Raw genomic sequence first — 24,093 nt, 5'->3', positions numbered from 1 at the left:
CACTCAGACGAGACGCAGGTCTTCGTCGAGTTTGGCGAAACGGCGGTGAAGCGCGGATCCATCGGTTCTGAATAGATGGGCGTCTTCGGGATGGAAGCGTGCCAAGAATTCCTGTGCGGGCGGCAGTGCCATGGTACCGCTACCGGTCACGCAATGCAGGCGTCCACCCTTGTCGAAAGCGTGGACTTCGGTGATCGCGCCGAGGCGTTCGACGACATCGGGCACGAGCGTCACGCCGACGCCCTCGCCGTCCACCCGGAACTCGATGGGGCGGATGCCCAAATGTAGCGTCTCGCCGGCGGGGCTGTCGCCGTCCACCGGCAGCGTGACCTCGGTGCCGTCCTCGAGCCGGACGCGCACGCCGTCGGTGCTCGTGCCCAAGCTGGTGACGGGCAAGAAGTTCATCGCGGGCGTGCCGATGAATTCGGCGACAAAGCGGTTGGCCGGGTGGTGGTAGAGCTCGAGAGGTGTACCGACCTGTTCGATCCGTCCGGCCCGCATCACGACGATGCGGTCGGCGAGGGTCATCGCCTCGACCTGGTCGTGGGTCACGTAGATGATGGTGTTCCGGAGGGTCTTGTGCAGGCGCGAAAGCTCCACGCGCATCTCGCCGCGCAGGGCCGCGTCGAGGTTGGACAGCGGCTCGTCGAAAAGGAACACGTCGGGTTCGCGCACGATCGCGCGACCGATCGCGACGCGCTGGCGCTGGCCGCCCGAGAGGGCTCCGGGCTTGTGGTCGAGCCGGGCTTCGAGTTTGAGCGTGCGCGCGGCGCTTTCAACGCGGCTGCGGATCGTGGCCTTGTCCAGTCCGGCGACACGCAGCGGGAAAGCGATGTTTTCGAACACGCTCAGGTGGGGGTAGAGGGCATAGGACTGAAACACCATGGAGATGCCGCGCTCGATGGGCGGCAGGTCATTGACGACCTTGCCGTCGATCTCGAGCGTGCCGTTTGTGATGTCCTCGAGGCCTGCGATCATGCGCAACATGGAGGACTTGCCACAGCCCGAAGGACCGACGAAGACGACGAATTCGCCATCCTCGATGGTGAGGTCGGTCGGCTCGATGACCTTGTGGGAGTGGTATGATTTTGTCACCCGCGCGAGTGTCAGCTTGCCCATGTGGTTCGTCCGTTCGTGTCCTTGAGGGGTGCGGAGGGGACGCATCCGCACCCTCCGCTTGTTTGGGTCAGTCCAGCAGATCTTCGAGTTCGGCCTGCGCGGTATCGGCAGCCTCTTCGGCCGTGCCGTCACCCACGACGACCGTCTGGATTGCCTCGTTGATGGCGTCACGCATGCCAATGTAGTCCACGAACAGCGGCTCGCTGCCACCGGAGGGCACGGAGTCGATGAAGTAGGACCAGCTTGGATCCTCGGCGATCAGCGCGTCGATCGCGGCGGTTTTGCGGATCGGGGTCCAGCCGCCTGCGAGGTCGAAGTCGGCCTGACGCTCGGGCGCGGTCAGGTAGGTCACGAGGTCCTCCGCCGTATCCCCGACGCCGGTGTTGTCGAAGACCACGAGGCTGTCGGTGATCAGCACCGAGCCGCTTTCTCCCGAAGGGCCGTGCGGCACGAAGGCGATGCCGTAGTCCACGTCGCCGGTCTTGCTGCGACCCCAGCCACCGGTGGTATACATGGCGATACGGCCTTCGGAGAAGAGGGGCTCGAGGCTTGCGCGGTCATAGGCGAGCGGGCCGTTCTGGCTATACTTGGCCAGTTCGCCGTACATCGCGAGGGTTTCGACCACCGCGGGGCTGTCAAAGGTCACGTTGCCGTCGGCGTCGAGGATCGCGCCACCGTTGGAGTAGAGAAAGTTCATCCAGGCATGCATGGCGGTATCGGTGGTGTCGGCGGGCATGCCGAAGCCGTCGGCGTCGGTGTTCTCGGAGACGGCCTTGGCGGCAGCGAGCAGTTCTTCCCAGGTCGTGGGACCTTCGGGCATATCGACGCCGGCCTCGGCAAAGAGGGTCTTGTTGTAGAACAGCGCCTGACTGGAGAAGGCGCGCGGCATGCCCCAGACCTTCTGGTCGAAAGATACGGTGGAGAGCACGGAGGGCTCGTAGCTGTCGAGTTCCTCGGCCGACAGGTCGATCGGACGGATCAGGCCGCTTTCGGAAAGCTGTTTAAGCACGCGCGAGCCGAGGTAGGCAACGGCAGGGGCGTTCCCTGCGGCGGCGAGGGTCATCACGCGTTCCTGGCACTGGCTCCAGGCCACGAATTCCAGGTTCACGGTGTAGTCGGGATTGGCCGCTTCCCAGTCGGCGATGTGCTCGGCTTGTACGGCGGCTTGCGGATCGGACCCGGACCCGCAGGAGACGAAGACAATCTCCTCCTGGGCCATGGCGGCGGTTGCGCTGAGAGCCAGTGCGGTCCCAGCGATCAAGTTGCGTTTGATGGTCACGTTGAACTCCACTGTTGATCAAGCTGTTCTGGTTATTGTGGCGTCTCATTCCTTGACCGCGCCCGACGTCAGACCGGCGACGAGATAGCGTTGAAGGAAGAAGAAGACGAGAAGGACCGGCAGGGTCCCGACGATGCTCGCCGCCATCAGTTCGTTCCAGGCCACGTGCTGCTGGCCGAAGAATTTGAACAGGCCGACGGGCAGGGGGGCGAAATCGTCGATCGCGTTGAAGGTCAGCGCGAACAGGAATTGCTGGGCATAGGCGGTCACGAAGGTGGTGATGGCGACCACCACGATGCCGGGCATCGCGAGCGGCAGGATGATCCGCCGCATGGTCAGCACCCGCGAGGCACCGTCGACATAGGCCGCCTCTTCGAGATCCCTAGGAATGCGCAGGAAATAGGTGCGCAGCAGCAGAATGCCCGTGGGCACGCAAAAGGCCGCACCCGGAATGATCATCGCGAAATAGGTGTTGAGCAGACCGGTCGCCATCATGAGCCGGTAGAGCGGGATGATGAGCACCGCGGCGCCGATCATGTTGATGGCGAGGAAGGCGGTCAGAAAGCCGTCGCGCATCCTGAATTCGAACCGCGCAAAGGCGTAGGCGGCAGGCACAATGCACAAGAGGGCGAGCAGGGTGACCGAGAGCGCGATGAAGAAGCTGTTGAGGATGTAGCGCAGCAGGTTCGGCACCGAGGTCCACATCGTCACATAGGCCTCGACGCCCATGTTTTCGGAAAGTAGGCTGTAGGGCACCTGGAAGACGTCTTCGAGCCGGCGCAGCGAGACAAAGAAGGCCTCGGCGAAAGGCGCAAGAAGGAACACCAGCAGGCAGGCCAGCCCCAGGTAGATAGCCACCAGTTCGTGTTTGGAATACTTGTTGATCATTTTCCACTCTCTCGGGGCGCGCGACGGGCCGCGAGCGAGAAATAGACTCCCGCGACCACACTTACGCAGACGAGGATCGCGATGGCACGGGCCGCGCCCTCGCCGTAGCGGTAGCGGCTGATCGCGGTCTTGTAGGTGTCCACAATCATCGTGGTGGTCGCATCGCGCGGGCCGCCTTCGGTGAGGATCCAGATGATGTCGAAGCTGTTGAGCGACCAGATCACGCACAGCAGGGTGATGGTGGCCAGCGACGGCTTGAGCAGGGGCAGCGTGATCCGGCGGAAGCGGTAGAGGCGCGATGCGCCGTCGGTCCAGGCCGCCTCGTAGAGATCCTTCGGGATCGACTGCATGGCCGCGAGCAGGAACAGGGCTACCATCGGTACGCCGACCCAGACGTCCGTCAAGACAGTCGCGACGAAGGAGGAATTGCGGTGCGCGAGGAACTCGAGTGGGCCGTCGAGCAGTCCGAGACGCTGTCCGACCCCGGAAATCATCCCGAACTGGCCGTTGTACATCCACTTCCAGATGAAGGCGCCGATGGCGACGGGGATGATCCACGGCAACATGGAGAGGATTCGCGCGAGCTTCTGGCCCGGGATCGCGGCGTTCAGGAGCACGGCGGCGTAAAGGCCGATGCCGACCTTCAGCACCACCGCCAGAAGAACCCAGAGAAAGGTACGCAGCATGACCACCGTGAAGTCCCCGCCGAAGATGTCGGCGTAGTTCTCGAGACCGACATAGTCATAGGAGGGGCGCAGGGAGGCATCGGTGAAGGACAGACGCACCGTATCCGCGAGCGGATAGGCCACGATCACCAGCGTCAGGACAAGGGCGGGGACCAGAAGGAGGTAGGGAAATGCACCTGCGGATTTCATGTGACGTTCTTCGGAACAGCGAGCGGGACAAGGGTTTTGATTACTCCGCGGCACATGGAAAAGGCCAGAGCGGAGACTTTAGCAAATATATCACGATGCCGTTGTATCGCTCTTCGTTCCACCGTCTGGCGCTCCACTTTTTGTGTTTACTATTAGACACTCTCAGATATTTTGGTATTTTCAAGGTTTTGTTTTATATGAAGTGATAATTTGTGGTGAGGATTATTAGTTTGACAAAATATTCAACCTGTCGGACATTGAGGTAGCCGAAAATTTGATCGTTGGTAAAATAATGACTGAAACCGATTTGCTGCGCAGACTCGAAACTGAAGGCCAGACCCTGACGCCGAAGCTGCGCGCCATCGCAGCCTACGCTCTAAAGGAGACCGAAACCTTCATTCGTAACACGAGTCGCGAACTCTGCGCGGATCTCGGTGTCTCGGAGCCGACGCTCATCCGATTCTGCCGCGAATTCGGCCATACGGGCCTGTCGGAGTTCCGCATCAACCTTGCTCTCAGCCTCGCCCACCAGTCGGATGCCGGCACCTTTATCGAGCCGCTGCCGACCGACCGCCGCTTGGTCAACATGGATGCCAAGCGCGCCATCGCGGAGCGCGCGGCCCAGCTCGTCACGGGCGATTCTTCCTTCCTGATCGACAACGGTTCCACCGCTGAGTTCTTTGCGTCGGCGCTCGCCGACCACGCTCCGATGACCGTCATGACCACGGGGCTGATCGTGGCGCGCAACTTGCTGTCGCTGGGCAAGCATGAAGTGATGATGACTGGCGGCACAATCCGTCCCGATGCCATGGCAATGACCGGGCGGCTGGTCGAGAGTAGCCTGGCCCACATGCGGTTCGATGCCTTCGTCATGAGCGCTGACAGCGTTTCGGCAGCGGCTGGCCTTTCGACCTATCGCGAGGACGAAGCCCACAGCAACCGCGCGATGATCGCGGCCTCCTCGCGGGTGATCGTGCTTGCGGACAGTACGAAATTCTCGAAGCCCGCCCTGCACAACATCTGCCGGTTCAACGCCGTCGCAACCCTCGTCACGGACCTGCCCGAAGAATCCGACGAACTGCGGGCGATCCGCGCGCAGGGAGTCGAAGTCTTTTGTGTGCGTCCCGACGCCTCTGCAGCCTCCGATGCCCGTACGGTAAAGGGCACGGCATGACCACGACGGACACCAAGCGCCTCCACGGCGGCATCGACCTGGGCGGCACGAAAATCGAGGCCGCCCTTTTTGACAGAGATTTCAAGAAACTGGACACGCGTCGCCTCGACACGCCCCGGGGGTCCTACGAGGATCTTCTGGCCGCGATTGATGCGCAATATGCCTGGCTTTCTGTGCAGGCGCAGGATCCCGCACTCGCCGTCGGGATCGGGCTGCCCGGCTATTTTAGCAAGACGAGCGGGCTCTACCATGCCGCGAACCTTCCCGCTTCGGGGCGTCCGTTCCGCGACGACCTGACGGCCCGCCTGCCGCATCTCGTGATCGGGCAGGACCTCAAGTGCTTTGCCTTGTCCGAGGCCCGTGGGGGGGCCGGCGACGGGGCCCGCCATGTCTTCGGTCTCATCATGGGTACGGGACTGGGCGGCGCCTATTGTGTCGACGGGCATCTCGTCGACGGGCTGCAGGGCCTCGTGGGCGAGGTCGGCCATCTGCCGATCGGGGCCGCGACGGCGCGGGCGCATGATCTGCCGCAGATCGCGTGCGGGTGCGGTCGGATCGCTTGCCTCGAAACGCTGGTCGCGGGGCCGGGCCTGGAGCGGCTGGCGCGCCACCTCGGTCTGGAGGCTACCGGCACGCGCGAGATTTTCGCTTTGTACGCCAAGGCCGATGCACAGGCGCAGGCTGTCGTCGACGTCTGGCTTGACCTATGCGCACAAACCTTGCTCACCATCCAAATGTCGCTCGATCCCGATGTGATCGTCCTGGGCGGCGGGCTTTCGAATGTCGACGGCGTCGAGCGCCTGCTCGAGGACCGGCTGTCGCGCGTCGTCCTGCGCGGAACCGTGGGGCCATCCATCCGCAGGGCGAAGTTCGGCGATGCAAGCGGCGTGCGCGGCGCGGCGATGCTGACGCAGGACTTGGTGATCGCTTGACGGGAAAAGGCGCCCCGAGTTCCGGAGGCGCCTTTTTTCATTGGGTTTGTTGCGTCAGAGTGTGACCCGCTCCACAGCGGCATCGAAGGCGATCACCTCGGCGAGCGGCTGGCCGGGGCGGAGCGCCGCACGCGGCAGACGCATCGCGTCGCGCGGCACCATCGCGGCCATAAGATAGGCCTCTTCCAGCGGCAGGCCGATGTGGCGCACGGCGTTGCGGACGGAGGTTGCGAGGTCGATATGGGCACCGGCGAGCGAGCCTGCCCCATTCACCAGCGCTCCGTCTTGCACGCGGATGGTTTCGCCGTAAAGCTCGAAGGAGTCCTCGCCCCCGACCGTCGCCATGGCATCCGAAACCAAGAAGGTGCGACCTGAGGTCGGGCGCGCGCGACAGGCCAACTGGAGCATGCCCCATGCCACATGGTGGCCGTCCGCGATGATCCCGCAAAAGCCGTCCGAGTTGATCGCAGCACAGACGAGCCCCGGATCGCGCGAGAGCATCGGCGGCATTGCATTAAAAAGATGGGTGAAAGCGCGCAGGCCGGCGGCGAGCGCCTCCTTGCCCTGTGCTTCCGTGGCCGCCGAATGTCCGGCGGAGACGACCACGCCGAGCGCGGTCATCTCTCGCACCACCTCGGGGTCGACGATCTCGGGCGCGAGCGTCAGCATGACCGGAATGCCCGCCGCCCGCAGGCGCGTGACCGCCGCCCGCGTCTCCGTATCGAAATCGCGCATGTAGCGGGGATCGTGTGTCCCTTTGCGTGCCGGATTGATGTGCGGGCCTTCGATGTGCAGCCCGAGGAACCCAGGCTCGCCCCGCACGTCAAGCGCCGCTTGCGTCGCGAGGTGGAGCTTTTCCGGCTCGCAGGTGATAAGCGTGGGCATCACCCAGCCGGTGCCGAGGCAGCGCTGCGTGGCGACGATCTTGCGAAGGGTCTCGGCGGTAGGGTCAGAGTTGAGCATGACCCCGCCACTGCCGTTGACTTGCAGGTCGGTGAGCGCCGGGCCGATCAGCTCGACCGTGGCATCGCCATCGCGAGCGGGCGCGATCGCGACCACGCCGTCGCGGTCGTATTCCAGCGCCAGACCCGACTGGAAACGCCCGTCGGCCCAGATATGGCGGGCAGCCAGGCGTTGCGTCACCGGCTGACCTCCAGATAGGGCGCGAGGGCGGCCTCGATCCGCGTGTGGATCACGGCCTTCGACGGGCTCATGCCCTGTGCCCTGAGGTCGCTCACGCGCCTGCGCGCATCGGCTGAAAGATACTGGGCGAGCAGCGGTTCGGGAATGTCGGCTCGATCCATCCGCGCCTCAAGTTGCTTCACGGCCTCGATGGCCTCCGGATTGGTCCAGTAATACCGGATACGATCAGCATAGCCGAAGTGGCGCAAGAGCTGAAGTCGCTGCGCGTCGCCCACGTAGTGGTTAGTCCAGGCGGCGGGATCGGCGAGCATGAGCCGTTCCATTGTGCCGGACACAGGCGGGGACTGTGTGATCCAGCCGTCGATCGCGGACAGCAAGTAGAGCGCCTCGCGATAGGCAAAGGTCAGGGCGGGGCCGACCTTGAGCACGCCGAAGTGCCGGCGGCCGAGGGCCTTGAAAACCTCGGGGAACTGGTAATCGGTGGAATGGGCCTCGAAGCAGATCGCCGGATGGTCGGCGAGCACGGGCGACAGGAGGTCGGGTTGCGCGATGTCGAAGCGGTCGACGTGATCGGGCGCGAATTCGAGGCCAGGCTGCACAACGAGGCCGCGGACCCGCGACCATGCGCTGTCGAGACTGGCCGCGACGAAGGCTGCGCGATGCGCCTCGATCGTGGCGGCTGCATTTGCCGGCGGTGTCGGCGCAACCGCCTCTCCCTCGCCCGCGCGGGCGCCACCCGGCGGCGGCACTTCGGTGCCCACGATGTAGGAGATCGAGCCGGACCGATCCTTGGCCGCGGCCTCGCAGACTTGCGCCAGACGGGCGGCGCGCGCGGCGGCGACCATGTCATTCACGGCGCGCGGCTCGCCCGCACATCCTTCCGAGCAGTCGAGGTGGATTTTGGTAAAACCCGCCTCGATGTAGAGGGTCATCATTGCCTCGGCGCGGGCCATGGCCTCGTCCGCAGGAAGGTGTTTCCAGGCCTGCGGACCAAGGTGATCGCCGCCGAAAATCACCCCGTTCGGCTCGATCCCGTTGGCAGCGCAGAGGGCGTGGACCATGGCGACGAAATCGGCCGGCTTGAGGCCGGTGTAGCCGCCGAACTGGTTCACCTGGTTGCTCGTCGCCTCGACGATCATGGGTACGCCGTAGTCCCGCGCGAGGCGCAGCGAGGCCACGAGGACATCGGGATGCGCCGAGCAGACGCTGCAGAAGGCAAAGCCCTCGTCCGCTCGGTTGCGTGCGATCCCGGCCGCGAAACCGGTGCTGTCGGAGTGATCCTTCATCGCTCAGGCCTCCAGCGGATAGAGCGTGACGCCCGAGACGACCCGCGACAGGTTTCCCTGTTCTACGAAAGGGTTGTCGATATTCAGCCCGAGGACTGCCGACCATTGCGTGGCCCAGACCTGCGCTGCGAGGACGTAGAGTACGGCGTCCCAGGTGGCGTGCCCGGATCCGCCGAGGTCGATATCTTCCCGTTCAGAGCCGAGCGACACTACCGTTGTCTCGGGGAATTGCGCGCGGATTTCCGAGACGACATCGCGGTCGTAACGCGCGGCATGGGTGTCGGGATGAACGCCCACGACCACCAGATCCGCACCGGTCAGGATCGACTTCGGCCCGTGTCGGAACCCCAGCGTGCTGTCCCAGGCGGTGACCGTGCGGCCCGCCGTCAGTTCGAGCACCTTGAGAGCGGCCTCGCGCGCCGCCCCCTTGTAGGCGCCGGAGCCGAGGAAGACGGCGCGCCCTGGGCGCGCCGGGGTCTTTTGAGCAAACAGCGCAACCAGCCGCTCGGCCGCGGCGGAGAGCGCGTCGAGCCGGGCGCGGAGATCGCTGGGCGCCCCGAAACAGGCCTCGGCCGTCAATAGCATGGTCGAAAAACTCGAGGTCATCGCAAAGCCCGAGTCATGGGTGGCTTCGGGCAGAAGAATGACCTTTTGTGCGCCGCGCCCGCGCGGGGTGCGCGTCGCAAGCGCCCCTTCGGAGTTGCAGGTGATGTGGAGCCGCGCGACATCGGGGAACTGCGCGTCGAGAAGATCGAGCGTTCCCACGCTTTCCGAGCTGCTCCCCGAGCGCCCGAACTGGACCACGAGCGTTTTCGGGTTGTTCACGAGCGTCTCGAGCGGGTTGGACACGATGTCGGTCGTGGGAATCGCGTGCAGACGCGGGCCGGTAGCAGCAGGCCGTACGAGAATATCGCCGATAAAGGCCGATGTGCCCGCGCCCGCAAAGATCACATCCTCGAACCCTTCTGTAGCGACCCAGTCCCGCACCTCTCGCGCATGGCTTTCGAGGGCGTCGGCCCAGCCTCGCCAGATGGCCGGCTGTGCGCAGATTTCGGACCATGTCGCGCTGTGCGAATACTCAACGGTTGCGGTTCCCATGCGGCGTGTCACCTCTTTGTCTAGATGTTGACCAGAATTTTCGCTACCCAAAAGAAGTCGAAAGTTTCATGGAGTAAGTTTAGCTTTGCATTTCAATTTTTTTAGCAATGCAAATATTTTTGCAAGACAACTTTCACCGTCTCAAAAAATCGGCGCGAATTTCCTCGGATTTTATGTAGCTGATGGCAATCGGAAGGCGTTTGGCAAAACAAGGGCGAGCTCCGGTCGACATGCAAAAGGGGCGGAGATTTCTCCCCTTCCTTTTGTCCCGCGCCCCTGCAGATCAGAGTTTACCGTCGCCTTCGGCCTTACATATAGGCGCCGTTGTCGACCTGCAGGATTTGGCCGGCAACGGCTTTGCCCATGTCGCTGGCGAGGTAGAGGCAAGCGTTGGCCTGATCGCGGGCATCCGTCGCCGGCAGTTTGGTGGTCGTGTAGCTCTCTGCCAGTTGCAGCATTGCGCCGCCGCCATCCATCTCGCCCGCCGCCCATTGCGCGGCAAGCCGCGTATCAGCGTTCTTTCCGGCCGTGTCCAGGATCCGATTGAAACAGTCATCAACCCGCTGCGGAAGCGCCGTGGGAGTGTAGACGCTGCCGGTGACATCTACCTGCCGGCGGCTCAGCCGCCCGACAGGCTCTGGCCAGTGCCGATTTGCCGAAGAGTGTCCATTTCAAACGGCCAGCTGGGCCAACGCGCGATGGCTGATTTCGAGGTTCACGTCGATCTGAATGGCTGCCTGCATCCTGTCGGGCTGGCGCGCAGCAACCGTGTCCGCGGTAATGAGACCATCCTGTTCGAGTACGACCCCGCCTGGCTGAAGGATGCGGAGCGGTTCTCGCTTGAGCCCTCTCTCACTTTTATGGGGCCCCACCTGTCAATAGGGCATAACGTGGCCGCCGGGCGCAACGCAACTCGAGGCCCCGCACTGCAATCATAAACTTGGCTTCCTGTCGCCGGATGTTCCTGGCAAGGGCGTGATCTGCAAAAGCCTGTCACCGGCTCGACTTTTATCCGGTCCGACAATCCCGGTCAGCGCCGGCGCCGTAACCCCAATCCCGTTTGCTGCGGGTGCTGCCCTTCGAGGGATGGGACCCTTCTCTAAAAGCGGCATCTTTCAGCCCAGTGAGAGTTCGGTCGCACATCCACCCGGCATCCCCGGCGGTCGCGAGCCGCGCAGGAATTAGAAACTTTGACGAGGCCGCTCAGGTAACGATGGCGCCCCGCGGAACCATGCCCGTCGTCGCATACCGCCACAAGGCTATCAGCAGCTTGCGCGCGAGTGCCACCACCATGATGCGCCGCATTCGACCCGTCGCACCTTCAGTGCGTTTTCGGAACCATTGCGCCAGATCGCTGTCCGGTTGCCAGAACAGCCAGCGCCAGCACATCTGAATCAAGTGCGCCCGCAGCAGCGGCGGTCCCGCCTTGGTGATGCCCTGGTCGCGCGACACCGATCCGCTGGCCCAAGGTGCCGGCGCAAGCCCGCTCCAGCCGCCAATCTCGCGACGGTTGCGGAAGCCGCGCCAGAACGCTTCCCGCACCAGGATCGTGGCGTCGCTCATCCCGATCCCTTTCAGCCGGTTTAGCACCGCGATCATCGTCGCCGCCCGTTCAGGTTCTGCGGTCGTATCGACTTGTTGCCCACACTTCTGGACTACGGCGTCACGTTCTGCCTCGACCTGCTCGATCTGCTGCATCACCAGCCCCAGACGTTCGAGCTCGCGCACAATCTCCCGCTTCAAGCAAGGCCCGAGCGGCCGGCCATCTCCAGTAACGAGCGCATCCAGGCGTGCCACTGCATCTGCGGCACGGGGGTCGAAATCCATGATCCCCTGCGTTTTCAGCAGACCTTTGATCCGGTTCCCGTGCGCCGTCCTCTCTTTTACCAGACGCTGTCGCTCGCGCAGTCCGCGACGCGCATCGTCCTGTTTTACGGTCGGCACACGAACCTCGCTAAGCACTTGCGGTTCGCCTCGCGACCAGGCCATCAAAGCACGAACCATCGCTCGCGCATCGATCCGATCTGTCTTGGCGCGCTTGGCCCGGCGGTCGACCAGCAAGCTTGCCGGATCAATCACCACGACACGGATACCGAGCGTGATGAGGCGACGGTAGAGCCAGAAGCCTTCGTATCCCGCCTCGTAGCAGACGACGACGGCCGGTGTGCCGCCGTCCGGTGCTAGCTTCGCTCGTGCTCGATCGACCAATGTCAGTAAGGCGTCTACATCGCCGCAGGTCATCGTATGCAACGCAATCTTGTCAGCCGTTGGCACATGGATGCCAACCACCCACTTTGACCGGCTCATCTCCACCGACACGAAGATGTTCGCACAGCTCGGTGCATCCGTTACAGCATCATTTTCCTCAAGCATCGCCCTTTCTCCTGTTTCGGTTCAACACGTCGAACCGTAACAGGCGGCGCGACACGCTCCATAGGATCTCTTACGCGTGGCTCTTTTGCTTACGCGTGGCGCTTTTGCCCCCCCGGCGGGGCTGTCGACCTTTGGCTCGATCGGCGACTCCGCGCCCGACACCTGGGGGCGCCGCCTCATGCAGCGCGCGGAGCGACGCAGCGCCGAGCGTGATCGCCGTGCCGTGCGCACGCTGACCGAAAGCGATTACCTTCTTGATGTGGCCGACGAGACCCGGCTTGGCGCCCTTCGCTTTCGCCGGGTGGGAGAAGAGCCGTTCCTGGCGCCGATCCGCGTGGGGATTCCGGCCCTGATTGATCTCGGACGCCTGCTTCAGGTCACCGAAAGGATCCTGCGGGATGAGGAAACCGACGAGGACCTCCAGCTCATCTTTGCGCCTGGCTCATCGCTCGGCGGCGCGCGTCCGAAGGCGTCGGTGATTGATCAGCATGGTCATCTTTCCATCGCCAAGTTCCCGAAGGAAACTGACGAATACAGCATGGAGACATGGGAGGAGGTCGCTCTCCGATTGGCTGGCCAGGCTGGCATGGTCACGCCGCACCACGAGCTCATCGATGTGGCGGGCAAGAAGGTCATGCTGTCGCGGCGGTTCGATCGCGAGGGCGCCTTGCGGATCCCGTTCCTGTCAGCGATGGCGATGATGGGCGCCAAGGATGGCGAACGCGGAAGCTATCCGGAGATCGTCGACGCTCTGGCTGAGCATGGCGCACAGGGCAAGACCGATGCCCAGGCCTTGTACCGCCGTGTTGTCTTCAGCGTGCTGATCTCCAACGTCGACGATCATTTGCGCAACCACGGCTTCCTCTGGCGTGGCAGGGCTGGATGGTCGCTGTCCCCGGCCTCGATGGGCATTAATCCTGTGCCAAAAGGACAAACTGGCAGCCCAAAGCTCGAAGTAGATTTTATGAGATAAATTATTTCAATAGCTTGCGGCGGGCTCGAGTGACGTTGATGGCGTTTTCTTGTTGGGGCCAACACAACCCGCGGGGGAGGTGGAAATCTTCGGGATTTCCGCCATGTGCGGCGTCCTGTGCGAGAGGGCATGAGATATCAGGCACTCTGGCCGGGGCAGGCCCTCGTGACGACGGCAGGAACGTTATGAGGCGGCTTGCGGGACGAGAGCTGGAGCCGCGATCCGATTGCCCGTTCTGTCCGCACCTAGTGCCGTGCCTCTTCATCGCTCGCGTAGTCGGGCTTGCGGATGAATTGGGACACCGTCGTCTTCTACATCCCGCGGAGCGAAGGTGGACAGGTCCGGGACGTAGGGCGGCGCCGCTGCGCAGAGCGCAGACGGCGCGCCGGTTTCAGAAGCTCCGCTGGAGGGAGAGCGTGACGATCCGCCCTTCGCCCCTGGTACAGCCGTAATCGTCGTAGCACATGCTGTAATAGTCCTCGTCAAAGAGATTGGTCACACCGAGGTCGATGGAGAAATCCGATACCTCGTAGCTGACTGCGAGATCCGCGAGCGTGTAGCCCGAGGTCCGCCGGCCGTTCTCCTGCGTCGCGTAATAGGAGGAGACGGAGCGCAGGCCGCCGCCGAGGCTGAGGCCGGGCAGAAGGGCGGAGGCATCGTAGTCGAGCCAGAGCGAGAGTTGGTGGTTCGGGGCGAAATTGTTTTCGTTGCCCCGTATGTCGACAGTCCCGGCATCCGGGTCGTCCCGCATCACGCTCTTGGTGATTTCGGTGTCGAGATAGGTGTAGCTTGCCGTGCCCTGGAGCCTGGCGCTCAGGCGACCGCGGGCCTCCAGCTCGAGCCCCCGCGACCGGACCTCGCCGGCTTGCAGGAAGCTTGACCATGTCGTGTCGCGGGTGTCGTATTCCTTGACATTGGTCTTGCGTAGATCGAACAGGGCGGCGCTCAGGATCAGGTCTGCCGTGGGCGCGTAGCGCAGGCCGAGCTCCCATTGCGTGCTCTCGGAGGGATCGAGCACATCGCCCTCGAGGGTCGTCCCGACGTTCTGGATGAAGCCTTCGGTGTAGCTGGCATAGGGCGTCAGACCGTTGGCGAAGTCATGGGTCAGGCCGATCATGCCCGTTGTAGCGGAATTATCCTGACTGTCTTCCGTGTCGTTGTCTAGATCTTCGGCCTTGGTCTCGAACCAGCTGTGGCGCAGGCCCGCGGTCACCGTCGTGCCCTGTCCGAAGTCGATGTGGTCCTGGAGATAGAGGCCCTTCTCGACATAGGTGGTTCGTGTCGTCGAGCCGTCGATGGGATCGGAGACGGGAAAGTCGAACTCCGGGTCGTCGTAGGGCACGATATATTCGGAATAGTCGAGCTTCTGCGCCACCCGATAGCGCGAATGCTGGTAATCCACCCCGGCAGTGAGCGTGTTTTCGGCCGCCCCGAAGCCGCGTGTCCAGGACAGGTTCGTGTCGATGCCGAGGGTCCGGGCCCGTTCCTCGTTGTGGAAGGCGTAGTAATGCAGGCCATCCGCCTGGGCGGATCCGAAATCGAGCTGCGCATAATCCGTGGACTGATCGGCATAGCGCAGTCGCTGGTTCAGCGTCAGCTCGGGAGTGAAGCTGTGCGTCAGCTCCCAGCCGATGGTTTCCTGTTCGGTCTCGAAGAAATTGTAATCCGACTGCCGGTAGGCATAGTCGCCGGGCACGCGGCCCCAGCTCGGGTCGATATCCTCGCCATTGACCGGAGTGATGGTCAGCGGCGTGAGCGAGTCCCGCTGAACATGACCGAGTATCGTCAGAGCGGTGTCATCCGTCGGTGCCCATGTGAGGCTGGCCGAGAGGAAGCTGCGGTCGTTCTCGGAGCGGTCCACCTCGGTTTCGCCGTCGCGCACCAGTCCCGTGATCCGCCCGGCGACGGCCCCGTCGGGGCTCAGGACATCCGACCAGTCGAAACCGACGGATCCGGTGCCGTTGCTGTCATATGACAGTCGCGTTTCGCCGAGACTGTCGAAGACGGGGCGCTTGGTCACAAGGTTGACCATGCCGCCCGCGTCGTTGGAGCCATAGAGCACCCCCGCCGGACCGCGCAGCACATCGACGCGCTCGATCATGTAGGGATCGACGGTGAAGCCCGAGAAGCTCAGCGCCTTTTGCGGCAGCCCGTCACGATAGAGCGCATAGGGTCCCATGTCGAAGCCCCGGATCGAGAACTGGTCGTAACGGTCGTCCGTCCCCCAGGTGGAGGGCAGGACGCCCGCGACATAGGCGATGCTGTCCTCGACCTGGCGCGGCGCGCGAGCCTCGAGTTCGGTCGAGGTCACGACGGTGATGGACTGCGGCACCTCGGCCAGGGGCACGCCGGATTTCACGCCGGTTTCGGTGGCCGGGGCGAGGTAGCCGTCGATCGCGCCGGAATAGGCGAGCTTGTTCTGCACCACGATGGGCATCAGCTCGACCACGCCGGCCTCATCCTGTGCCTGGGCGGGAAGGCCGCTCGCCAGCAGGCCGATGAGCGCGGTGTGGCAAAGCAGGTGACGTTTCGCGGCGACGCGCGGAGAAAGACCTCTGTCCGAGGATATCATGGAAGGAGCTCCCGAAGCTGTGTGACATCTGGTTGCCTGGGAGCTCCTGGGTGGGTGCAACCTACGGATGTTATGCGCGGTGTCAATCTCGTGATCGACCCGTGACCGCCTTTGCAAGGCGCGGCAAGAGCCGTTTGGCCGCCCAGGGGATGGAGAGCGGCGACTGGAAGCTCATCGCGCCCATTTCGTCCTCATCCGCCCAGACGGAGCGGTTCTCGCGCGCAAGTCCGCTGTCGCGATAGGCGGGGAGGGTTTCGATCATTTCCCGCCCGCGGCCCTCGGTCAGCCAGAGCGCCACGTCGCGGTCGAAGATGTCGAGCCGCTCGAGGCTCACGGAGAAATTCCCGGCCCCGGTCACCATTTCGTCGAATTCGGCCGGGACCCTCAGCCCGAGATCCGCCAGCATCCGGTTGGCGCCGTCGCCGGAGCCGTAGCCGATGAGCTCGGTCTCCGACAGGTAGACCACCGCCGCCTCCCGACCGGCGAGTTCGGGATGGTCCGCGGCGAGGGCGTCGAGCGTGCCCTCGACCTGCGCGATCACCTCCTCGGCCTTCGCGCTGCGGTCTGTGGCCGCGGCGATGAGGCGCAGTTCCTCCTGCCAGGGCGCAGTCCAGTCGGCATGGCCGGCGGGTGGGCCGAGCACGGGCGCGATCCGCGACAGGGTCTCGTAGGTTCCCTTGTCGAGCGGCGCGAAGGTCGCCACGATCAGATCGGGCTTTTGCTGCCAGACCCATTCCAGGTCGATCTCGAAGCCGCGCTGCACCTCCGGCTGAGCGCCGAGCGCCGCGCGCGCCTCCTCGGCCCAGATCCACGTCGCATGGGGGCGGCCGCCGAACCATTCATGCACCCCCACGGGGGCGATGCCGAGCGCATAGAGGAAATCCTGTTCGTGATAGCCGACGGAGACCACGCGCGCGGGCGGCGTCTCCAGCGTAACGGTGCCGTATTTGTGCGTGACGGTCACGGGCTCCGCCGAAAGCGTCAGCGGCAGGATAGCGAGCAGGGTGGAGAGCAGGAGACAGAAAGACAGGACCGGGCGCATGACATCCTCCGTGGGGTGGGGCCTGGCGCGCGGCTCGGTGCCCCAGTCATTTCCCGAACCCGGCGTGCTGTCAAGCCGCGCCCTTGCGAGCCGGGCCGATCCACGATAGGGCAAACGGGCAAGCGACGCGCCAGCAGCAACCCAACTCCGGTCTCCCATGTCGCGTTGTTCCTTTCCCGCCCTGCTGTTCCTTGCCTGTCTCGGCCTCTGTGCCGCGCTATTCCTGTCCCTGCGTTTCGGGTCCGCCGATCTTGGTGTCGGAGCGCTGTGGTCCGACACCCGCGGCATTTTGGAGAGCCGTCTGTTCCGGACGGCCTGTGCCATGGCCGTCGGCGCCGCGCTGGCCATTTCAGGACTCATGCTCCAGGCGCTGACTCGAAATCCACTGGCCGATCCGGGCATCACCGGGGTGAATGCGGGCGCCGCCCTCGCGGCCGTCGCGCTGGCCTATCTCGCCCCTGGCGCGACGGGCGGCGGGGCAGTGCTCGTCGCCGCCTCCCTCGGCGCCGCAGCCTCGGGGCTCGCGCTCTGGCGGCTGGCCGGGGGCGTTTCGGCCACCGGCATGGAAGGGATCGCGCTGCGCCTGCCCCTGGCGGGCCTCGCGATTGAGGCACTCTGCCTGTCGCTCGCCTCCGCGCTCATCCTGACGGATGCGGAGATGCAGGCGCGCTACCTGCGCTGGCTTTCCGGGGCGATCCCGGCGGTGGCGCGCGGCGAGGCGCCGGCGCTGGGGGCGATCACGCTGTTGCTCCTCTCCGGGTTTTTCCTCTGCGGCCGGCTCGAACTGCTGAGCCTCGGCGCCCAGACCAGCGACAGCCTCGGGCGCAGCCCGGTGCGTACGGTCGCGCTGACGCTCGCCCATGTCACCGGCCTGAGCGGGGCGAGCGTCGCCATTGCCGGCCCGCTCGCCTTCCTCGGCCTGCTCGTGCCATTCGTGGCGCGCGGCGTGGCGCGGGGCGATCTGAGGCACAGCTATCTTCTGGCCGTTCCACTCGGCGCCACCGCGCTCTTGCTGGCGGACACCGCCGGGCGGGTCGTGGCCCCGCCCGGCGAGGTGGAGGCGGGCATCCTCGCCGCGCTCTGCGGCGGACCGGCCCTGATCGTTGTCCTGCGCCGCCTCCTGAACCGGGGACAGGCTGCATGAGGCCCGTGCTCACCCTCTTGCTCGCGCTGCTCGTCGTGAGCGTGGTTGCCCTGGCGGGCGGCCGCGACTGGCTGTCGCCCGCGGAACTCTGGCGCGGCCTCTGGTCCGGGGAGGATTTCGTCATCCACGTCCTGCGCGGGCCGCGTGTGCTTCTGGCTATCGGGGCAGGGGCGTCGCTCGGGCTCGCGGGCGCGCTGATGCAGGGGCTGACGCGCAATCCGCTGGCGACCCCCGACGTGATCGGCCTCGTGCAGGGCGCCGGGCTGGGGCATATGCTCGCGCTGTCCGCGGGGCTGCCCCTGCTGACGGGCGAAATGCTTGGGGCTATCTGTGCGCTGGCCGTCGTCAGTGTCCTTGCGCGGGGTCAGGGGCCGGTCGCCTTCGTCCTCTACGGGATCGGCACGGGCGCGACCGCGGCGGCGGCCACGACCGTCCTGCTGTTGCGCGCGCCCGAGGCGCAGGCCGGGCAGATGATGCTCTGGCTTTCGGGCTCTCTCGCGCGGGCCGATCCCGGCACCGCCGGGCCGCTCTTCGCCGTGCTCTCCGGCGCGGTGATCGTGACCGTCTGGCAGGCGCACCGGCTGAACACGCTCTGGCTCGGCGACGACGTGATGCGCGGGCTCGGGGTCGGCCTCGGGGGCGTCCGCCTCATGAGCCTGGCCGTGGTCGCGCTGCTCACCGCCGGCGCGACCCTCGCCGTCGGTCCCGTCGGCTTTCTGGCCTTCACCGCGGCACCGCTCGCGCGTGCCGTCACCGGCGCGCAGCCCCCCGCGCTCTTGCCCGCCGCGCTGATGGGGGCCTGCCTGCTGACCACGGCCGATCTCGCCGCGCGGCTTATCGCGCCGCTCGTCACCCTGCCGACCGGGCTTGTGATGACGCTCATCGGCGCGCCCTATCTCATTTGGTTCCTCGCCCGCGAAAAACGGAGGCTCGCCCTGTGACCGCACCGCTCTACGAGATCCGCGATCTCACGCTTCAGCTTGGGACGCATCGCGTCTATGACGGGTTTTCCGCCGTGCTGCCGGATGTGGGGCTCACCGGCATCATCGGGCCGAACGGCTGCGGCAAATCCACCCTCTTGCGCTGTCTCGGCGGGCTCCTGGCGCCGGACCGGGGGCGCATCGTCATGCGCGACACCGAGCTTTCGACGCTCGTGCCCACTGACCGCGCCCGGCGCATCGCCTTCCTGCCGCAGGAGCCGCCGGCGCTTTCCGACATGACGGTCGAGGGGCTGGTGGCCAAGGGGCGCACACCGTGGCGCCGGCCGTTCCTGCCGCCATCCGCGACGGACCGCGCCGCCGTCTCCGGCGCGTTGGAGGCCACCGCGCTCACCGCCTTGCGCCACCGCCCGCTGACCGCGCTCTCCGGCGGACAGCGTCAAAGGGCGTGGATCGCCATGGCGCTCGCGCAGGAGACGGAGGTGATCCTGCTCGACGAGCCGACCTCCTATCTCGACCTGCCGCACCAGATCCGGCTCATGCACCTGTTGCGTGACCTTGCCGTGCGGGAGGACCGGCGCATCGTCATGGTCCTGCACGACCTGACCCTCGCCGCGCGGTTCTGCGATCATCTTCTGGCGCTGTGCGATGGCCGGCCGGTCACGTCCGGGACGCCGTCGGAGGCGATTACACCCGAGGCCGTCGCGCGTCTCTACGGGCTCGAGGCGGTGGTGCATCCCGATCCGGTCTTCGGCCGTCCCGTCGTCTATCCGTGCCAGTGACGGAGGGCGGACAGGGCGGCCGGTGCTCTTGTCGCACACGCCGCAGAAATTCGTGCCGGGCTCCACTATCTTCGGCCTTCATCCGGGGAGAGGCGCAGGACGGGTTTCAGGTGCCGCAGCCGCTGCCCGACCGCCGCGAGCGTCCTCAGGGCAGGACGCGCGTCGGACGGCAAAACCGACACCAGGATGGCCGGTTGCGGTCCGGCACGTGTCCGGACGAAAAGCTGGCCGCGATGCGGCCAGCCGAAACAGGTTTGCCAGGACGGCCGCCTTTCCCTCAGTCGCCGAAGGCCGCCTCCAGCCGGGCCCGGAACCGGGCATGGAACCGGCTTTCGCCAATGATGTGGAGATGGTTCGTCCCCGCGACAACCTCGGCGGGGGTGGCCTGCGGCGAGAGCCTGCGCCAGTCCACCAGGTTCAGCCCCCGGCTCAGGCTGTCGCCCGCGCTGAACGAGGCCACGGGGACCTCGAGCGGGCCGGGGCGGTGGCGGCGGAACACAAGCGCGTTGTCGATGAGCACCCAGAACGTATGTTCGCGGCTCGAGATCTCCGGCCCGTCGAAGGGCAGAGGATCCCTCTCGTTTGCGATGAAGCGGAGGAATTGCGCATGGCATTCCGCATCCATTGCGCCGATCAGCCGGTCCCATTGCGCGCGCATCCTCGTCTTGCCGAGCCATTCCCGCAGCTCCTCCTCGAGCCGCTCCCGCTCCCCGGCCGCGAATTGCGGCGCGACCCCCGGCATGAAATCCGTGCCGAGATCGCAGACATCGACCATGCCCAGAAGGCGCAAGTCGACCTCACCCTGCAATTGCCGCGCCGCCTCCCAGGCGAGCAGGCCGCCCCAGGACCAGCCGAGAAAGGCGACCGGCCGGCCGGCGCTTTCCGCGCGGATATGGGCGACATACTCCGCCACCACCTCCTCGACCGAGACATTGAGCCGCTTCTCCTCGTTGAGCGAATGACACAGGAAGCCCGTCACCGGCTGGTCCGGGCCGAGGTAATCCGTCAGGCGCAGGTATTCGCGGGTGGAGACCAGAAGGCCGGGGAAACAGTAGAGCCGCGGTTTCGTCCCCGTGGCGCGGAGGGCGATGGCGGTGCGCCCGGTCTGCCCGCCGCCCGCCTCGATCCGCGCGGCGATCGCGCGCACCGTGGGCGCATCGAAGAGATCGGCGATGGTGAGCGCGGTTGCGGGCCAGTGCCTGCGCATCGCCGCGAGCGCCTTGAGCGCGAGCAGCGACTTGCCCCCCATGGCAAAGAAATCGTCGGTCACGCCCATGTCCGGGGTGCCGACGGTCTCGCGCCAGATGGCGAGGATCGTCTCCTCCGTCGCGCCCTCGGGCGGGACGCCGGCGCCCTTGCGCGCCTTCGGTGCGGCCATGGGCAGGGCGGCGCGGTCGAGCTTCGCGTTGGGATTGGTCGGCATCCTGTCGAGCACGATCACCGCCTCCGGCAGCATGTGCCGCGGCAGTTTCGTCTCCAGCCCGGACAGAAGCGCGTCGCCCGCCGACGGTTCCGGCCCGACCACATAGGCCATGAGCCGCTTTCCACCCCCGTCCTCGCGCAGGAGCACCAGCGCCTCGCTCACATCCGGCCCGGTCAGGAGCGCCGCCTCGATCTCGCCGGGCTCGATACGATAGCCGTTGATCTTGACCTGGAGATCGACGCGGCCGACAAAGTCGATAGTGCCGTCCTCGCGCCACCGGCCGAGATCGCCGGTGCGGTAGAGACATGCGCCGGAGGTGCCGTCTAGCACCGGGCCGAACGGATCGGGGATGAAGCGGTCCGCCGTGACATCGGGCTTGCCGACATAGCCGCGCGCCATCCCCGTGCCGCCGAGATGGATCTCCCCCACCAAGCCCTGCGGGCAGGGCATCATCGCGGCGTCGAGAACATAGGCCCGCCGGTCGCCCACGGCCCGCCCGAGCGGGGCATAGACTCCTTCGAACCGGGTGCCGGACGCGACCTTCCAGACCATCGGCGTCATGATCGTCTCCGTCGGGCCGTAGCCGTTGATCAGGGTCTTCGCCCTGAGCGCGCGGGACAGGAGATCGAAGGTCGATTGCGCCAGCCCCTCGCCGCCGAAGCTATAGAGCCGCATGGGCGGTGCGCTGTCGGTCTCCTCGGCCCATTCGGCGAGCTGTTGCAGATAGGTCGTAGGGATGGACGCGTTGTTGCAGCCGTGTTCGCGCATCGCCGTCAGCGTCTGTTCGGGTGTCCAGAGCGGCCCGTCCGGGATCACCACGGACCCGCCCATCATCAGCGGCACCATCCAGCGTTCGTGCCCGCCGTCCGAGGAAAACGGCAGGAAGGGAAGCTCCCGGCTTTCCGCGCTCATCTCGTAGACGCGCGCCGTGGTCTGGTTGTGGGCCGACAGGGGCCCGTGTTCAACCGCAACGCCCTTGGGTTTCCCGGTCGAGCCGGAGGTATACATGATATAGGCGAGCTGGTCGGGATGGATCGTGACATCGGGCGCGTCGGCGCGGGGCGGATCGGTGAAATTCTCGAGGCAGAGCACCTCGGCGGAGAGCCCTTCCGGCAGGCGCCCGAGGTAGCGCCGGCGCGTGAACACGACCCGCACCCCCGCATCCGTCAGGATATGGTGGTTGCGGCTTTGCGGGTGATCCGGTTCGACCGGAATATAGGCCCCGCCGGCCTTCATCGCGGCAAGGATCGCGACCACCGCTTCCGCACCGCGTTCGATCAGGATCGCCACCGGAATCTCCGCCCCGACGCCGAGCGCGACCAGACGATGTGCAAGCGCGTTGGCCCGAGCGTCGAGGGCGCCGTGGGTGAGCCGGTCCGGCCCGCAGATGACCGCCAGCTTGTCGGGGGTGGTCCGGGCATGCGCCGCGATGATCTCGTGGGTCGCGCGCGGGTCGATGGGTGTGTCGTCGGGGTAGGGAGCGGACAACGTGTCCAGCTCCTCGCGGGAAAGGAGGTCGATGCGCCCGGTGGGACGGTCCGGCTGGGCAAGCCCCGCCGCGACGATCCGTTCGAGATGGGTGAGCAGCCGGACGATCTGCGGCTCCGTGAACAGCCCGGCATCGGCATCCGCCGCGAGGTACAGCCCCTCGGGCGTGTCTTCGGCGATGAGCACCACCTCTTCGGCGGAGGGTGGCACCGGGCGGATATGGCGGATGACGCCCTCCGGCAGATCGCGGGCGGGCAGGACGTGCAGGGACAGCGCGCCCAGCGGGTGACGGTCGGCATCGGCGCGGCTCAGCCGGTCCTGCACCAGCACCTCCGCGGGCAGGAGATGGGCGCGCCCCTCCGCGATGATTCGTGCCACGCGGGCCTCGGTTTCTGCAAAGCCCCGTGCCGGATCGGGCGCGACGCAAAGCGGCATGACGCCGGCGTGGCGATATGCGTCCCCGGCGTGCTGCCCGAGGGCGAAGCGCAGCGCGTCGAGGCCGCTGTAGCGGTGCAGCAGGAGTGCGGTGGCGGTGGCCAGCACCGCCTCGGTGTCGCGCTCCGCGATCCGGGCGGAGAGGTCGGGCGCGAGGCGGCGGCTCCGCCGGATGCGCCCGCCGTCGTCCTGCGGATCGGGGCGATGGGGCAGGCGGGCGATGGCGTAACTGTCGAGAAGCCCCTGCCAGGAGCTCAGATAGCGGGCGCGGGTGTCGCGTTCGGTGGCGGGATCGGGCGCGCCCGTATCCTCCCCGGCATCCGCGGCGATCCCTTCCGTCCCGAGAGCCGCCCAGAGGCGCCGCTCGATCGAGGCGCAGACCCCGTCATCGGCCAGCAGGGGATGGAGCGTCAGCGCGAGGATATGCCCGCCCTCGGGCGTCGACCAGAGATCGGCAAAGGCAGGCTGATTGGTCAGGTTCGGGCGGTGCGCCATGGTGGTGGCCTCGGCATCGGCGACCGTCCCTGCGCCGCGCAGGGTCAGTTCCGTGCGCCCGTCGCCGTGGCGCAGGACCTCGCCGCCCGGACGGATCTCGAACCGCGCGGTGAAGGCGGGATGGGTGTCGAGCAGCTCCCCGAGCGCATCGTGGAGCGCTCCGGACGACCAGCGGGCGTCGAAACCGAGGACCAGGCGCTCCGTCGCGAAAGGCGCGAGCTCGCCCACCTGCTCATGGGCGAAGATGCGTTTTTCCAGGTGAACGAGCCGGCGCGGCGGTGCGGAGAAGACCAGATCCTTGCTCATGCCGTCGTCTCCTCGTCCATTGCGTCGCAAGGCGCCGCGGGTTCGTTCATCGCGTCGCGCAGCGCCGCGGGGCGCATGTCGGTCCAGAGCGCGGCGATCCGTGTCAGGCACGCCTCGCGCGGAGCCGGCTCTCCGACCGCCTCCCAGCCTGCCGGGATGTCATGAGCCGCGGGATGGACGGAATACCGGCCATCGCCGCTGCGCAAGATGCGCCAGGGCGCACGGGCCAAGGGGGAAGGGGAGATGGGGGAAGGGGACATGGATGAACCTCCGGCAGAAAGACGATGCACTTTCCCTCCGACGTTCGGGCGGGCGGAAAATTCACCCC

Annotated in this window: 19 protein-coding genes; 7 read left to right on the top strand and 12 right to left on the bottom strand. The window is 66.0% G+C overall.

Going from position 1 to position 24,093, the window contains the following annotated elements:
* Positions 1–3 precede the first annotated feature (3 nt).
* The 4 genes from P73_RS20180 to P73_RS20165 all read right to left on the bottom strand — a co-directional run bounded on the left by P73_RS20180 (position 4) and on the right by P73_RS20165 (position 4,161).
* Complete coding sequence (locus P73_RS20180) at positions 4–1,119, bottom strand: ABC transporter ATP-binding protein (RefSeq protein WP_043870973.1); 1,116 nt, start codon at positions 1,117–1,119, stop codon at positions 4–6.
* 67 nt (positions 1,120–1,186) lie between these two features.
* Entirely contained in the window at positions 1,187–2,398 is a 1,212-nt protein-coding gene (locus P73_RS20175; protein WP_245629201.1) for an extracellular solute-binding protein, read from the bottom strand.
* Positions 2,399–2,443: 45 nt separating this feature from the next.
* A complete protein-coding gene (locus P73_RS20170; protein ID WP_043870972.1) occupies positions 2,444–3,286 on the bottom strand; it encodes a carbohydrate ABC transporter permease in 843 nt (280 codons plus the stop codon).
* Complete coding sequence (locus tag P73_RS20165) at positions 3,283–4,161, bottom strand: carbohydrate ABC transporter permease (RefSeq protein ID WP_043870971.1); 879 nt, start codon at positions 4,159–4,161, stop codon at positions 3,283–3,285. The genes P73_RS20170 and P73_RS20165 overlap by 4 nt, the downstream gene beginning before the upstream one ends.
* A gap of 292 nt (positions 4,162–4,453) precedes the next feature.
* On the opposite strand from P73_RS20165, the gene P73_RS20160 reads away from it, so the two are divergent.
* Both P73_RS20160 and P73_RS20155 read left to right on the top strand, forming a co-directional pair.
* Positions 4,454–5,335 carry a DeoR/GlpR family DNA-binding transcription regulator gene (locus P73_RS20160; RefSeq protein ID WP_043870970.1) on the top strand — a complete coding sequence of 294 codons (882 nt, stop codon included), beginning with the start codon at positions 4,454–4,456 and terminating at the stop codon, positions 5,333–5,335.
* Positions 5,332–6,267, top strand: a complete 936-nt coding sequence (locus tag P73_RS20155; RefSeq protein WP_043870969.1) for an ROK family protein — start codon at positions 5,332–5,334, stop codon at positions 6,265–6,267. The genes P73_RS20160 and P73_RS20155 overlap by 4 nt, the downstream gene beginning before the upstream one ends.
* A gap of 54 nt (positions 6,268–6,321) precedes the next feature.
* On the opposite strand, the gene P73_RS20150 is transcribed toward P73_RS20155, so the two are convergent.
* The 3 genes from P73_RS20150 to P73_RS20140 are packed head-to-tail and all read right to left on the bottom strand — an operon-like array spanning position 6,322 to position 9,794.
* Positions 6,322–7,410: an N-acetylglucosamine-6-phosphate deacetylase gene (locus tag P73_RS20150; protein WP_043870968.1), complete on the bottom strand. Its 1,089-nt coding sequence runs from the start codon at positions 7,408–7,410 to the stop codon at positions 6,322–6,324.
* The gene (locus tag P73_RS20145; RefSeq protein ID WP_052453457.1) at positions 7,407–8,696 is read right to left on the bottom strand and encodes a class II D-tagatose-bisphosphate aldolase non-catalytic subunit; all 1,290 of its coding nucleotides are present in this window, start codon (positions 8,694–8,696) and stop codon (positions 7,407–7,409) included. The genes P73_RS20150 and P73_RS20145 overlap by 4 nt, the downstream gene beginning before the upstream one ends.
* 3 nt (positions 8,697–8,699) lie before the next feature.
* Positions 8,700–9,794, bottom strand: a complete 1,095-nt coding sequence (locus P73_RS20140) for an AgaS family sugar isomerase (protein ID WP_043870967.1) — start codon at positions 9,792–9,794, stop codon at positions 8,700–8,702.
* A 182-nt stretch (positions 9,795–9,976) separates the two neighbouring features.
* On the opposite strand from P73_RS20140, the gene P73_RS26340 reads away from it, so the two are divergent.
* Complete coding sequence (locus tag P73_RS26340) at positions 9,977–10,732, top strand: hypothetical protein (RefSeq protein WP_202966922.1); 756 nt, start codon at positions 9,977–9,979, stop codon at positions 10,730–10,732.
* A gap of 265 nt (positions 10,733–10,997) precedes the next feature.
* Here P73_RS26340 and P73_RS20130 read toward each other — a convergent pair whose 3' ends face one another.
* Entirely contained in the window at positions 10,998–12,167 is a 1,170-nt protein-coding gene (locus P73_RS20130) for an IS110 family RNA-guided transposase (protein WP_052453456.1), read from the bottom strand.
* Positions 12,168–12,243: 76 nt separating this feature from the next.
* On the opposite strand from P73_RS20130, the gene P73_RS20125 reads away from it, so the two are divergent.
* Entirely contained in the window at positions 12,244–13,140 is an 897-nt protein-coding gene (locus tag P73_RS20125) for a type II toxin-antitoxin system HipA family toxin (RefSeq protein WP_082033313.1), read from the top strand.
* Positions 13,141–13,531: 391 nt separating this feature from the next.
* Here P73_RS20125 and P73_RS20120 read toward each other — a convergent pair whose 3' ends face one another.
* On the bottom strand, positions 13,532–15,712 hold the full coding sequence (locus P73_RS20120) for a TonB-dependent siderophore receptor (RefSeq protein WP_043870965.1): 2,181 nt from the start codon (positions 15,710–15,712) through the stop codon (positions 13,532–13,534).
* Positions 15,713–15,794: 82 nt separating this feature from the next.
* Positions 15,795–16,754 (bottom strand): ABC transporter substrate-binding protein, encoded by a 960-nt coding sequence (locus P73_RS20115; RefSeq protein ID WP_052453455.1) that lies wholly within the window; start codon positions 16,752–16,754, stop codon positions 15,795–15,797.
* 157 nt (positions 16,755–16,911) lie between these two features.
* On the opposite strand from P73_RS20115, the gene P73_RS20110 reads away from it, so the two are divergent.
* From P73_RS20110 to P73_RS20100, 3 genes are read left to right on the top strand one after another with little or no spacing between them, the layout of a single operon-like run.
* Positions 16,912–17,898 (top strand): FecCD family ABC transporter permease, encoded by a 987-nt coding sequence (locus P73_RS20110; RefSeq protein ID WP_052453454.1) that lies wholly within the window; start codon positions 16,912–16,914, stop codon positions 17,896–17,898.
* Positions 17,895–18,839 carry a FecCD family ABC transporter permease gene (locus P73_RS20105; protein WP_052453453.1) on the top strand — a complete coding sequence of 315 codons (945 nt, stop codon included), beginning with the start codon at positions 17,895–17,897 and terminating at the stop codon, positions 18,837–18,839. The genes P73_RS20110 and P73_RS20105 overlap by 4 nt, the downstream gene beginning before the upstream one ends.
* Entirely contained in the window at positions 18,836–19,618 is a 783-nt protein-coding gene (locus P73_RS20100) for an ABC transporter ATP-binding protein (RefSeq protein WP_202966921.1), read from the top strand. The genes P73_RS20105 and P73_RS20100 overlap by 4 nt, the downstream gene beginning before the upstream one ends.
* 277 nt (positions 19,619–19,895) lie before the next feature.
* On the opposite strand, the gene P73_RS20095 is transcribed toward P73_RS20100, so the two are convergent.
* Positions 19,896–23,765 (bottom strand): amino acid adenylation domain-containing protein, encoded by a 3,870-nt coding sequence (locus P73_RS20095; RefSeq protein WP_052453452.1) that lies wholly within the window; start codon positions 23,763–23,765, stop codon positions 19,896–19,898.
* Positions 23,762–24,025 (bottom strand): MbtH family protein, encoded by a 264-nt coding sequence (locus tag P73_RS20090; RefSeq protein ID WP_052453451.1) that lies wholly within the window; start codon positions 24,023–24,025, stop codon positions 23,762–23,764. Before P73_RS20090 ends, P73_RS20095 begins: the two co-directional genes overlap by 4 nt.
* Positions 24,026–24,093 lie beyond the last annotated feature (68 nt).

It is taken from the genome of Celeribacter indicus (assembly GCF_000819565.1).
Classification (GTDB): domain Bacteria; phylum Pseudomonadota; class Alphaproteobacteria; order Rhodobacterales; family Rhodobacteraceae; genus Celeribacter; species Celeribacter indicus.
The sequence above is the reverse complement of the archived record's forward strand: the minus strand, read 5'-3'. Positions and strand labels throughout refer to the sequence as shown.